9 protein-coding genes are annotated in these 14,059 nt (G+C 38.8%); 5 read left to right on the top strand and 4 right to left on the bottom strand.

Going from position 1 to position 14,059, the window contains the following annotated elements:
* Positions 1–593: 593 nt before the first annotated feature.
* Together gppA and rhlB are read right to left on the bottom strand one after the other, a co-directional pair.
* Positions 594–2,087 (bottom strand): guanosine-5'-triphosphate,3'-diphosphate diphosphatase, encoded by a 1,494-nt coding sequence (gppA, locus tag A7967_RS10290; protein ID WP_054205209.1) that lies wholly within the window; start codon positions 2,085–2,087, stop codon positions 594–596.
* Between the two features lie 47 nt (positions 2,088–2,134).
* Positions 2,135–3,412 (bottom strand): ATP-dependent RNA helicase RhlB, encoded by a 1,278-nt coding sequence (rhlB, locus tag A7967_RS10285; RefSeq protein WP_054205210.1) that lies wholly within the window; start codon positions 3,410–3,412, stop codon positions 2,135–2,137.
* 91 nt (positions 3,413–3,503) lie between these two features.
* On the opposite strand from rhlB, the gene trxA reads away from it, so the two are divergent.
* From trxA to A7967_RS10270, 3 genes are all read left to right on the top strand, one after another.
* The gene (gene trxA, locus A7967_RS10280; RefSeq protein ID WP_054205211.1) at positions 3,504–3,830 is read left to right on the top strand and encodes a thioredoxin TrxA; all 327 of its coding nucleotides are present in this window, start codon (positions 3,504–3,506) and stop codon (positions 3,828–3,830) included.
* 179 nt (positions 3,831–4,009) lie between these two features.
* Positions 4,010–5,269: a transcription termination factor Rho gene (gene rho / locus A7967_RS10275; RefSeq protein ID WP_054205212.1), complete on the top strand. Its 1,260-nt coding sequence runs from the start codon at positions 4,010–4,012 to the stop codon at positions 5,267–5,269.
* A 354-nt stretch (positions 5,270–5,623) separates the two neighbouring features.
* Positions 5,624–6,883: a methyl-accepting chemotaxis protein gene (locus A7967_RS10270; protein WP_054205213.1), complete on the top strand. Its 1,260-nt coding sequence runs from the start codon at positions 5,624–5,626 to the stop codon at positions 6,881–6,883.
* On the opposite strand, the gene A7967_RS10265 is transcribed toward A7967_RS10270, so the two are convergent.
* Positions 6,880–9,702: an ATP-binding protein gene (locus A7967_RS10265; protein WP_054205214.1), complete on the bottom strand. Its 2,823-nt coding sequence runs from the start codon at positions 9,700–9,702 to the stop codon at positions 6,880–6,882. The two genes, A7967_RS10270 and A7967_RS10265, sit on opposite strands and share 4 nt — an antisense overlap.
* 79 nt (positions 9,703–9,781) lie before the next feature.
* Here A7967_RS10265 and A7967_RS10260 point away from each other — a divergent pair, with 79 nt between their 5' ends.
* Positions 9,782–10,378: a DNA-J related domain-containing protein gene (locus tag A7967_RS10260; protein ID WP_054205215.1), complete on the top strand. Its 597-nt coding sequence runs from the start codon at positions 9,782–9,784 to the stop codon at positions 10,376–10,378.
* A gap of 3 nt (positions 10,379–10,381) precedes the next feature.
* Here the strand turns inward: A7967_RS10260 and dbpA are convergent, their stop codons facing one another.
* Positions 10,382–11,770 (bottom strand): ATP-dependent RNA helicase DbpA, encoded by a 1,389-nt coding sequence (gene dbpA / locus A7967_RS10255; RefSeq protein WP_054205216.1) that lies wholly within the window; start codon positions 11,768–11,770, stop codon positions 10,382–10,384.
* Positions 11,771–11,960: 190 nt separating this feature from the next.
* On the opposite strand from dbpA, the gene A7967_RS10250 reads away from it, so the two are divergent.
* Positions 11,961–14,039 carry a TonB-dependent siderophore receptor gene (locus tag A7967_RS10250; protein ID WP_054205217.1) on the top strand — a complete coding sequence of 693 codons (2,079 nt, stop codon included), beginning with the start codon at positions 11,961–11,963 and terminating at the stop codon, positions 14,037–14,039.
* Positions 14,040–14,059: the final 20 nt, after the last annotated feature.

Genomic DNA, 14,059 nt, shown 5'->3' with positions numbered 1-14,059 from the left:
TTCAATCTGAGCCATGATCAAACTCTTCAATTAAAAGTTTTTTCTGTTCTCATCCAATAAAGAATGAAGAACCTGCTCAATGAATTCTGAATTTATTTAATATCTTTCGATATTGAATTGACTGTGCCGAATAATTATTAAAAATAACTATTCTGTTGGTCACTCAGTTTCTCTTTCGAGAAATCACATTGAGACTCTAAATATGTTTGCCTTGCTTAGTAAACTAAGTTCGGCTGTTAGAACTCAATCTGCACGAGTGCCCACACAGATGATTGCTTTATATTGTTAAAGAACGTTTTGATTCGCTTTAGCGACTCAAGGGATGCGAATAATACACCTTTTATTTTTCGAGTCAATACTTTGCTTTAAATTTTCTTTTGGAATATTTAAAACCGAAGTTTTATTTAACTCTCTGATAAGTCCGTGCCTCGCTATACGTTGGCGTTTCCCGTCTCAGTGGGGTCGCATTATAGGGAGATCCAAAAACAGATCAACACTTTTTTTGAACTTTTTTGATTTAATTGGTTGTTCGAGTGAAATTAGTACAGAAAGGCGGTTTTTAATACTATAAAAGGGCTTTATAGCCCTTTTATCTACTTAACTATAAACTTCCAACCTGCCTTTTCTTGCTGTTTAGACTCTTGTTGAAGCTCACTTGCCATTAAAGGGTGTGCTTTTAACCAATCATTTTCAAATGATAGTGTTAAAGCCTCATTATTAGCAATTAAGGTAAGTTTTGGTAGCACATCATCTTGACGACGCATTGATAGAATCACTGCAATTCTTATTAAACGTGTTACGTATTGAGTTAACTGGGCATGACAACCTAAATAATCAAAACCATTTTTTTGCAGATCCGAACGATGTGCATTTGCAGTCGCCACTATTATCTTATGTTCTGATTGTGAGAACCCTGGCATCTCAGTATTTTCAAGAATATAAGCGGTGTGTTGCTGATATTGCTTGTACTCTATTAATAATCCAATTTCATGTAATTGTGCAATCGCTTTGAGCAAAGGCAATCCGCTTGTATCTAGTAGTTTCCATTGCTCACTAACTTGAAGCGCTAGCTGGCTGGAAAGATCTGCTACACGATTAGCTTGTTTTTGGTCTACATGATAACGCGCCATTAAACCATCAATAGTACGCTTACGAATGTTATGGTTATGAAACTCAGGGATCATGCTATACAAGACGCCTTCTCGGAGTGCTCCTCCGGCAAGTCCCATTTTGTCAATTTCAAGCGACTCAAATAAAGCAATCAAAATTGCTAGCCCAGAAACAAAGACTAATCTGCGTTCTTCACTTAAGCCTGGCAAATCTAATGCGGCAATAGTTTTATAGGTAATTGACTGCTCTTTAATAGCATTGAGTTTGTCTAGACTCAGTAATTCATCTAAAGATTGCGCGACCATAATTTCTTGGATCGCTTGCACTGTACCAGAAGCCCCAGAGGCAATTTCCCACCCAGCGCTCTTATAATCAGATGCTATTTCATCAATCACGAGACGCGCGGCTTTTATTGCTGCATTAAAATTGATTTCATTTAGCTGACAATCTTTGAAGTAGCGTTCAAGGTAGGTAACGCAACCCATATTTAGGCTTTTATAATGCAGTGCATCAAAACCTTTACCAATTACAACTTCAGTGCTCGCACCGCCAATATCGATCACTAACTGACGACCACTACAAGAAGAAGTATGCGCGACACCTTTGTAAATAGTTCGCGCCTCTAACTCACCACTGATAACGTTAATTTTATGGCCAAGAATTTGCTCTGCTTTAATTCTAAATACATCAGCATTTGTTGCTAAGCGTAAAGTAGCTGTGGCAACAATTGTAATATTTTTTTTAGGGATATCCTGTAGACGCTCAGCAAATAAGGCAAGACATTCCCAGCCTCGCTGCATTGCTTGCGTGCTCAGTAAATTATCGTCATTAAGCCCAGCAGCTAATCTGACTTTGCGTTTAACCCGGCCTATGGTTTGTAAGCCGCCAGCAATTGATTTAGCAATCAGCATATGAAAGCTATTTGATCCCAAATCAATTACTGCGTAAACATTTTTTTGCGGTTTAAGTTGCCCCACCGTTCAAAAACCTCTAGTTACTACTACGACTATAATGACGGTCGTAATTACGACCGTGCTTTTTGGTAATTATTATTAGGTCTACGTCCGCTGTTATTATTACGATTACGAGGACCTGTTGAATAGTTACGCTTTCTTTGAATAGTAGGTTTTGTTAAATCATCAAGCAATGCACTTTTATCGTAATGCGATAAAGGAATGCTATGTTCTATATATTCTTCAATTTCATGAAGGTTGTACGCGTATTGTTCACATGCAAAACTAATCGCTTTACCTGATGCGCCTGCACGACCAGTACGACCAATACGATGTACGTAATCTTCACAATCATCTGGTAAGTCAAAGTTAAATACATGACTCACTTCAGGGATATGTAATCCTCGTGCTGCAACATCCGTTGCTACTAGAAAATCTAGATCACCTTTAGTGAACTGCGCTAAAATTGATTGGCGCTTTTTCTGATTTACATCACCGGTAAGCATACCAACACGATGTCCATCTTCTTTTAACCATGCGTACACTGTTTCACAACTATGCTTGGTATTAGCAAAAACAATCGCTTTTTCAGGCCATTCTTCTTCAATCAAGGTTAATAACAGCTTAACTTTGTCTTCTTGAGATGGCTGAAATAACTCTTCACTGATTCGCTTGCCCGTTTTTACATCTGGCTCAACTTGTACATGCTCTGGGTTTGTCATGTGCTCAAACGCCAGCTCTTGAACACGATATGAAAGTGTTGCAGAAAACAATAAATTAAGGCGTTGCGATGTATCCGGCATACGGCGAAACATGTAACGAATATCTTTAATAAAGCCCAAATCAAACATACGATCGGCTTCATCAAGTACCACTACTTCGATTTCATTGAGGGTATAACACCCTTGTTTATATAAATCGATTAAGCGCCCTGTGGTGCCAATTAAAATATCAACGCCTTTTTCTAACTGCGCACGTTGTTTTTCGTAATCTTCGCCACCATATACTAAACCTAAGTTAAGATTACAGTGTGGCGCTAAAATTTTTGCATCTTTGTGGATCTGAATCGCAAGCTCCCGAGTCGGGGCCATGATCAGGGCTCTTGGATGTTTACTAGGTGCTTTGCTAGATTGTAATAACCGATGGCACGTGGCTGTTAAAAACGCCAACGTTTTGCCTGTACCTGTTTGTGCTTGACCCGCAATATCACGGCCATCACAAATAAAAGGTAGGCATTTAGCTTGAATGGGTGTGCAATATTCAAACCCACTTTCGGTTAACCCGGCAACCACTTCCGGTGCAATAGCAAAGTCTGAAAACTTTTTATCGGTCAAATGTGTCTTAGTCATAGCGTTTAAGCATAACGTTTAAACTTGCAATAAGAAACAAGAGTGTTTAAATACGCATTAAATAAATTCGCCTAACTTATCGGAGAGCGCAATGAGCGAGAAAATAATTCAATTAACTGACGATGGCTTTGAAGCTGACGTACTACAATCAGACAAACCTGTACTGGTTGATTTTTGGGCAGAATGGTGCGGACCTTGTAAAATGATCGCCCCTATTCTTAATGAAGTAGCTGACGAATTTGACGGCCGTGTTGTTATCGGTAAATTAAATATCGATCAGAATGCTGGCACACCACCTAAGTTCGGTATTCGTGGTATCCCTACATTATTACTTTTTAAAGATGGCCAAGTTGCAGCAACAAAAGTTGGTGCATTATCTAAAACTCAGTTAATTGAGTTTTTAGAAAATAACATCTAATATTGAATCTAAAAAAGGGCAAATGCCCTTTTTTAGATTTTTTTTGTATAAAGACTGGACGCTACGCCAGTGAGCTGCTAGTTTATAAAGCCAACTAATCCTTAGTTTACCAACGAACCTCTCTCATTAATTAATATCGATTATATGAGCATGATAACTGTAATAAAGAACCCACCAATATGCATTTACGCGAATTAAAAGACAAGTCGATTAAAGAGCTTGTAGACTTAGCTGAGTCCATGGGGCTCGAAAACGTAGCCCGCTTAAGAAAGCAAGATATAATCTTTGCTATCCTTAAAGCCCACGCCAAAAGTGGAGAGAACATTTTTGGCGGTGGTGTACTAGAAATCTTACAGGATGGTTTTGGTTTCTTAAGATCATCAGAAGCCTCTTACCTTGCTGGTCCTGATGACATTTATATATCACCTAGCCAAATTCGTCGTTTTAGTATGCGTACTGGTGACTCTATAATGGGTCTCATACGTCCACCTAAAGACGGTGAACGTTACTTTGCACTACTAAAAGTAAACGAAGTAAATTTTGATAGACCAGAAAATTCTCGCACTAAAATTCTTTTTGAAAATCTAACACCACTTCATGCTAACGAACGTTTACGTATGGAGCGTGGTAATGGTAGTACTGAAGATATTACTGCTCGAGTACTTGATTTAGCCTCACCTATCGGCCGTGGTCAACGTGGTTTATTAGTAGCACCGCCAAAAGCGGGTAAAACAATGCTACTGCAAAATATCGCGCAATCAATTACCCATAATCACCCTGATGCAACGTTGATGGTATTACTAATCGATGAGCGTCCAGAAGAAGTAACTGAGATGCAGCGTCTTGTAAAAGGCGAAGTAATTGCATCTACGTTCGATGAGCCTGCGAGCCGTCACGTTCAAGTTGCTGAAATGGTAATTGAAAAAGCAAAACGTTTAGTTGAACATAAAAAAGATGTCATCATCTTACTAGATTCAATCACTCGTTTAGCGCGTGCTTATAACACCGTAATTCCTTCATCAGGTAAGGTACTCACCGGTGGTGTTGATGCTAACGCATTACACAAGCCAAAGCGCTTCTTTGGCGCTGCACGTAACGTTGAAGAAGGTGGTAGTTTAACAATTATCGCAACTGCCCTTATCGATACCGGCTCTAAGATGGATGAAGTTATCTACGAAGAGTTTAAAGGTACCGGTAATATGGAACTGCACTTAAATCGTAAGATTGCTGAAAAGCGTGTATTCCCTGCAATTGACTTCAATCGTTCAGGTACTCGTCGTGAAGAATTACTGACGAAGACAGATGAACTACAAAAAATGTGGATTTTACGTAAAATCGTACATGAAATGTCTGAAATTGATGCTATGGAATTTTTAATTGATAAACTTTCTATGAGCAAAACCAATGATGAATTTTTTGACTCTATGAGACGTCAGTAAAACTATTCATATTAAAAAAGCCCGTTTAAAACGGGCTTTTTTTTTCTCTTATTTACCAACCTACCAATGATTATTTGTCTTACTCTATGCTTTACCCTATAACTTAATTAGTATGCAAAATAAAATCATATGAAGTGATTGCTGCTCTGCTAGGGCATGTTGACCTTTCGTGATTGATTTTGCAGCAGTGTGCTTGGTATTTAGGCAAGGCAGCGCCTATAGTGTGTGGTTGTTCCCCATAAATAGGCGATAATGCAGTATAAATGCCAAACATGCGCTGCCCAAAGAGTTCTTCCTAGGGGCGATTAAATACATTATTTTATCTGACAAAATTAAGATTTTAAGGTGTAACGGATGACAATAACTAAAAGTATTTTAATTCTAACTGGCTTTTTAATACTTGGTACGTGTCTAATATGCTACTTTTTTGACCTACAACTCTCTGCACTTTTGAGCTTATTATTTATAATAATGGTAGGTAATGGCACAACCTTACTCATTTATAAAAATGTTGTGTTACCAACTCCGCACTTAGATAACCTAGTCGAAAATTTAATCACCAGTGATTATATAAATTTCACTTTTCGTTTTGACGAAAAACCTAATATCACCCCAAAATCATGCTTTGCACTCAATGCAAGTTTAACCACCATAGAGCATATGTTTCATGAGATATATTGTACTTCATCGCGCTTACTCCCTATGGCAGATGCATTACGAGATACTTATGCTTCAATGACCCAAAAAGCCAGTATTCAACATGCACATGGTGAAGAATTAGCCACAACTATAGAGCACACTATACGTATATCCAGAGAGCTAGAAGGTGATGTTGAACTTATTTACACCTCTGTCGCCTCTGCAACTCAATCAGTTCAACAGACACGTATTGATAGCGATAATAGCCAAGCAAGCTTATCAAAATTAGCTACAAATATAGAGCAAACAAGTGAACATATGAAAGTCTTAAAACAAGATAGCGATAATATAGGTTCAGTGATTGAAGTAATAAATGCAATTGCAGAACAAACAAATCTATTAGCTCTCAATGCCGCAATTGAAGCGGCCCGTGCTGGCGAGCAAGGCCGAGGCTTCGCTGTTGTCGCTGATGAAGTACGTAATTTAGCAGCACGAACAAGTAATTCCACACAAGAGGTTCGTACTATGGTGGGGAAAATTCAAGAAAGCACTGATCGTGCTGACACTTTGATGCGCAATGCACTAACTGAAGCACAACAAACCGTTAAGCTATCGCATGCAACAAGTAACGAGATTAATACCATTGAACAAGCTATGCTGGCCATCAACGCACTATCAGAAAAAATTAACCATCAAGTTGCTCAACAAAAAATAATGTCCGATGAAGCCCAGTCAAACATTGAAGCAATGGTGGAGCTAAATTCGGATGCACTTTCGAGCACATTGATCCAATCGGTTTCCAGTGAAGATCTTCGAAATTTAGCAAAAAGCCTACATGAAAAGTTGGGGTTATTTCATGTTAGCGAGGGCATTATTGATAACACTCAACGTAATGATAGCGCTAGACGCAACGAAAACACCTCCAGTAGCAACCAAAACACGACCGCACCAACAAATGATATAGAGTTATTCTAAACCTTAAACTGCTCTAACTCATGGATTAATGACTCAACTAATTCTGTTAACCCTGTATTATTTTCGGCTTCGGTACTGTTTAACAATGCCTTATCCAATAATAATGCTGGTTGAATGACACTATCTAATGCGAACATTTGTGCTGCACCAAGGATCCGATGACTATCTTGTTGCAAAGCAGACAGGTCACCTTGCTGATAGTGATCTTTTAATGCATTTACTTCATCATCAAAGCTGGCTACAAAACTTCTGATTAGATCACTAACATCGATATCGATAGCCATTTCTTTTGAAGCTGGTAACACACTTAAGTGCTCGCTAAGTTTAGTGTAAAAATCTTCTTTATCTAGGGGTTTACTTAAATACCCCGAAAAACCTAAGGCCAGATAATCTGCAATTTCATGGCTCATTGCATTGGCTGTCAGTGCAAAAACCGGTTTATTAAAACCACACTTCTCTAGCAAATCGAAGGCTGTTAAGCCATCCATTATTGGCATTTGTATATCTAGTAAAACTACGTCGGGAAATTCACTAAGGCATTGTTCAACAGCTTCTTCACCATTGCTTACAGCAATAACATCTAGCCCTAAGGTGTTTAAGAAGCGTGTAATTAAGCGACGGTTATCCGGATGGTCTTCAGCAAGTAATACCTTCCCAGCCAATGTTTTCGCTGTAGTGGTTACTGGTAATGATGAAACTGGTATGCCTGGTAGATATTGTTTACATGGCAAATAAAGCATAAATTCACTGCCTTTACCGTATTCACTTTGTGCATTGATATAACCCCCCATCATCATAGCTAACTGTTGTGATAAACTTAAACCAAGCCCCGAGCCACCAAAGCGTCGACTGATTGTGTTATCCCCTTGTTGGAAACACTCAAAAACTATCTTTAACTGCTCAGCCTGAATACCGATACCTGTATCTATTACTGCAAACTGGACGCCCAAAGCGGTTTCATTGATGCGTAATGTAACCGAGCCTTGTTGAGTAAACTTAACTGCATTACTAAGTAAGTTGATTAAAATTTGCTTTACTCGCATCAAATCTAGCTTAACCCAGTACTGCTCACCAATTTGATTATCCAATGTAAGCGTCAAACCCTTGCTTCTCGCTTGCAAACTAGACATTGAATACACATCCATTACCAACTGCACTAAATCAAAATCACAAACACTCAGCTCTAAACGATTTGCTTCTATCTTACTGAGATCAAGCACATCATTAATGAGCTCTTTGAGATGATCACTGTGCTTTTTAATTACCAGTAACTCCGTACCTAATTGCTCCGTGTCATATAAACCATTTAATAAATCATCAGTTTGCCCCAAAATAGCTGTTAGAGGAGTGCGGATCTCATGGCTAATATTTGCTAAAAATTGGCTTTTCACTTCATTTGCTGACTGTAATTTTTGAGCAACAGATCGTAACTCTTGCGTACGCTTTTCAACTTTCTCTTCTAGTTGTACTTTAGCTTTTCTTTCAATTGTACGGCGATATAAAGCAACACTGCAGATCAAAACCAGTACGAATACTATCGCCAACAAAATAGTGAGTTGTGAGCGCTTTGCTATCTCTAACTCTTGTAATCGACTAGTTTGCTTCAGATCTTGAATCTCCTGATTCAATTTATTGGATTCAAATTGAGATTGAAACACATTTAGGGCTTTAATTATTTCCTCGCTTGTCATACTACGTTGATACTCTACAAATTTGTCATGTAAGTGCATCGCTCGGTCAAAATCACCTAAACTTGCACTTAACAACGCTTCAATTCCTAAGCCATCTCTTAAGCGCATTTCATCTTTGTATTGTTTCGCCAGCGCTATTGATTGCTCTAAATTTTTCTTTGCAGCATCAATATCACCTTTGACCAACTGTATTTTTGCTAACACATGCAAAGCGGCTAATAACAGCTGTTTATTATCAATTTGTCGTGCATATCCTTGTGCGGCATTTGAGTGATAATATGCAGCATCCAGTTCGTTTATTTTTAAATTAATGTTGGCTAAATTATTATGTCTTGTAGATAGTTGAAAGGCATTATTGGTACTTTGGTAATAACGTAAAGCCAACTGGTAGTAATGCAGAGCTAGTTGATTTTGACCCGACTCATCATATGCAACGCCCATATTACCGTGCACTTGAGCAACACCATCTTCATCGCCCAACGCTTGAAATACACTTAGTACTTTGCGGTATATTTCCAATGCTGAATCATACCGAGATAAACGAATATAAACCCCTGCAATATTATGCAAAATGTCGGCTTGATCTTGTGCACTGCCATCTTGCTCATAAATAACTTTAGCTTGCTGATAGTAATCAAGGGCTAGTTCCATATTATACATATCGAAATATGATAATCCTATATTACTCAATAAATTAGCTTGTTTTAAAGGGCTATTTAAACGAACGGCAAGACTTAATGCTCGACTATAATCAATAACGGCTTGTTGCATCAAACCTTGGTAATACAGCACCACACCCTGCATTTTTACAGCTCTAAAATGCAACTCAGGTAAATCATTAAAATCGCTGCCTTGCTCCAATAATTTATAGTAATGAAGCGCTTGAGTGTAATCGCTTATTTCAAAAGCATTTTTAGCCATTTCAGAATAAATAGCATTTTTTTGTTTATCTGATAGCTGCACTGAAGATAATAACTCACTAGCCAACAACTGTTTTTGAGGCCAATTTTCAGCCAAATCAAACTGCTCTAACATACTGCTTTGTTGCTTTGCAAAACTCGATACTGCAAAAACACTGATGTAGACCATGAGGCCAATAAGCAATGAGCGTTTCAACTGGCTCGGCATAATTATATCCTTGAAACTTTTGTAGCCGTGAAAGCTGTGATAGTTTGTCAAAGATACACTAATTACTAGATTGCAAACAATGCTTAACCCTCTGATTGATGAGATTTTTGAATTGATTTTAACAAAGCAAGTGTGGATGGTTCATACTTTAGCATTGAAATTAAAAGACCGTGGTGTCATTGATAATTTAGACCCTCTTCCTGAACGTGACTTATTTAAACGTAACTTTTTAATCATGAACGCTTTGTATCAGCTTCAACAGCAAGTATTGCCAACGCAGCAATTACTGATATCCAGTTTACATATTGAATTAATCACTGCGCCATCTAATCACTCAGCATTAGATGCAACTGATCCGCTACGTATTTACTACCTTGACTGGAATAATTTTGAGACATCCAGTGTTGAAATAGAAAAGTTATTAAATAGCTTTTGGCATAGCTTCACAACTAAGACTGGTTCGACATTAAAAGTAGATATAACAACCCGAGAACTGCTTTTAAAACGCTGGCAATTACCACCGCAAAGTAAGATAAAAGATGTGCAAAAACGCTGGCGACAGCTAGCAATACAATACCATCCGGATAAAACACACGGCAATGCAGATAAATTTAAACAATTGAAGAGTGAATACGAGCAGCTAAAGAGTAGCTGCTCAACAATATGTAACGGGTAATTATTAACGCGTTAAGCGACGAGCGCGAATTTTACGGCCTTTAATATTACCTTCGGTCAATTTACGTAGTGCAGGTTTTGAAGAGTTACGCTCAACGGCTACAAATGCTACGTTATCAAGTACATTAATTTTACCAACTTGACGCCCTGCAACACCATCTTTACCTGTTAGTGCTCCTAAAATATCACCTGCACGGACCTTCTGCTTTTTACCTGAATCAATCATCAGTGTCACCATTTCAGGCTTGTAAGGCGGTTTTTCTAGTAAGCTAAATGGTGGTAATTGCTCTGGTAAAAAGTCGCATTCATAGTGGTCACCAATTTGCGCCACTTTAAACTGCTCTGCATCACCGTAAATAGAACACGCAATACCTTTTTTACCCGCACGGCCAGTACGACCAATACGATGTACATGCGTTTGTGGGTCATGAGCAAGGTGATAGTTAATTACCATATCCATGTCGTCAATATCCAAACCACGCGCTGCAACGTCTGTAGCCACTAATATTGACGCGCTTTTATTCGAAAAATGGATAAGTGTACGCTCTCGATCTCGCTGCTCTAAATCACCATGCAATGAAACTGCACTAAACCCTTCATCAGCTAGATCGTCACATACTTGTTGAGTTTCAACTTTGGTATTACAAAACACCACACAGCTTTCTGGCTGAAACTTTAACAACAACAATTTTAATGTATTAAAACGTTGTTTGTTATTATCCATTTTATAGAAGTACTGTTTGATAGTGCTTTTTTCTTGCTCTTCTTCAACTTTCACCATTACAGGGTTACTTAACACCCGTTTAGCGATTGCTTCAATAGCGCGCGGGAAAGTAGCACTAAATAGTAATGTTTGACGTTGTTTTGGTATACGCTCGATAATTGCATCTAACGTATCTTGAAAGCCCATATCAAGCATTTGATCTGCTTCATCAAGCACTAAAGTTTCTACGTCGTCTAAACGTAACGTACCTTTGCGGATATGATCATCAACACGCCCTGGCGTACCAACAATAATATGCGCGCCGTGTTCAAGCGAGCCTATTTGCGGTCCAATCGATACACCACCACATAAGGTGAGTATTTTAATGTTATGAATGCCGCGTGCTAATTTACGCATTTCAACAGCAACTTGCTCCGCTAATTCACGCGTTGGGCAAAGCACCAAAGATTGAATACGAAAGCGCTTAACATTAAGCTTGGCCAATACACCCAAACTAAACGCCGCAGTTTTACCTGACCCCGTTTTAGCTTGTGCAATAATATCTTTACCTTCAAGTACTGGAGGAAGACTTTGAGCTTGTACAGCAGTCATGTGGGCGTAACCTAAAGTAGATAAGTTATCAACCAAACCTGATGGTAAAGCGAGTGATGAAAAAGCAGTAGCAGTCACAATAAATCCCGAAACAAAAAATAAATTAGCAAGGAATAGCCCTGCCTCTAGTTGCGCTAATGATAGCAGAAATCAGCCATAGCAACCATTAAGGCCTGTATTATAAATCAATCAATAAAGGCATTGTAAATAAAATCTATTTTCATTAAAAACCGCATCGCTTTTTATCTCACTCAGCCGGAACCATTTAATGAAACTTTGCCCGCTTTATCTTGCACTGCTTACCTCTGTAACCGCTGCACACGCCTCAACTACGGATGAAAACATAGAAAAAATTGAAGTTAAAGGTACTTACTTCAATGACTATAAAGTAGACCATGCAAAAGGCGCTATGCGCACATCAGCTTCATTGCTTGAAACCGCACAATCAGTCACCGTCATCACTGACACAATTGTGAATGAACAATTAGCCACAACACTGGGCGAAGTATTAACAAACGATGCCAGCCTAACCGCTGGCTCACAACAACGTAACCGCGAAGTATTTAATTTACGTGGCTTTGGGTTAAGTTCATCAACAGGTTACTTACGTGATGGTCATCAGCATTGGTCTCACTATCAACAGCCGATTGAGATTTTACAGCAAGTAGAAGTTATTAAAGGACCATCAAGTATTTTATATGGTCAATCAGGTCCTGGCGGCTTGGTTAATATGGTGACAAAAAAGCCAACTGCACAAACAATTTTTAATGCCGGTGGCGATGTCGACCAGCATGGTTCTACACGTTTTATGGTCGATGCCGCAGGTGCGCTCACTGATGCTGAAGATTTACGCGCCCGTGGTATTTTAGTAAAACAAGATGTGCAGTACTGGCGTGAATACCAAAATGGCGAAAACCGCGAACGCGACCGTTTTTTAGGTGCTTTCGTGGTTGATTACGATATCAGTGATAATGCATTAGTACGCGTACATTATGATCGTACAGATGATAAAGCAGGCCTAGATACAGGCGCATGGATTGATGAAAATACCAATGTAATTGGTGATGATAAAACAATTCGCGATATGTCTTGGGCATTTACTGATATTACAGTTGAAAACCTAGGCATTGATTTTAATGTGTTTTTATCTGACAACTGGCAAGTAAACCTTGGTTATAACGAACAGACGTTTGAACGCCAACGTTTTGAATCTTCACCAAGTAAAAGTAGTTTTAATGAGGCAACAAACAGTTATAAATCAAACCCGTACGATCGCTATGATGATTGGCAGTTTACCACCGCATTCGTTGATTTTATCGGTGAATTTGAAACTGCGGGCATTGAACATCAGTTTTTAATTGGTGCTAATTCACTTGACTACTTTTACCGCCAATTACGCACCTCTGCAGACTCTTTTAACTTCACTGCTGGTCAAAATGAGCCTGCTCGACCTGATATAAGCTATAAAACACCAGATAGAACAAGCGAAACTGAATACGATTACTACGGTATTTATATACAAGATTTAATTACTTTCTCACCACAGTGGCAAGTTTCACTTGGTGGTCGTTACGATAAACAAACGAGGAAAGGTAGAAATAACGAATCTTTCTTACCTAAATTCGGCGTGCTATATCACCCCAATGAATCAGCGACGATATATACTAGTTACTCTGAAGGATTTGAACCTCAAAACGAAACTATTAATAATCAAAATGATATTAATGATGGTATGAAGATTGATGCGGTTACCTCTGAGCAAAGAGAAGTAGGCATTAAATGGCAATTGTTTGATGATCGCTTAATGCTTAGCAGTGCACTTTTCGACATTAGCAAAACAGGCACGCTCGTTACTGAAGATTTACCTGTCGCTATTGGCGGTATAACAACTATTACCACTCAAATTGGTGAACAACGTCATAAAGGCTTTGAACTTGCAGCACAAGGGGCGGTAACTGATCGCCTATTTGTGATGGCATCAACCATGTATTTAGATGCAAATTACGAGCGCGATGCTAAATTACAAGGTAAACGCCCTGCAGATGCACCTAAATGGTCTGCATCATTTTGGACTCGCTACGAATTAAACGATGCGATTGCGTTCAATGCTGGTGCTTTTTATGAAGGGGATCGCTTTGCTGATAGTAAAAATACAATTACCAAAGACGCTTATACGCGTGTAGATGTGGGTGCAACTTATAAATTTGTTATGAGTAACACCGATATTAACTTACGCCTTAACGTTGAAAACCTATTTGATACCAACTACCTTGGCGGTGGTGGTACAAACAATGTAACGGTCGGCGAAGGCACTAGCTTACGTTTAGCAGCGCAGTTTAATTTCTAAATTAGTTAGTAATTTTAAAA

It is taken from the genome of Pseudoalteromonas neustonica, from assembly GCF_001653135.1.
GTDB lineage: Bacteria > Pseudomonadota > Gammaproteobacteria > Enterobacterales > Alteromonadaceae > Pseudoalteromonas > Pseudoalteromonas neustonica.
Note: the sequence above shows the minus strand (reverse complement) of the source record. Positions and strands in the feature narration are given on the sequence as shown.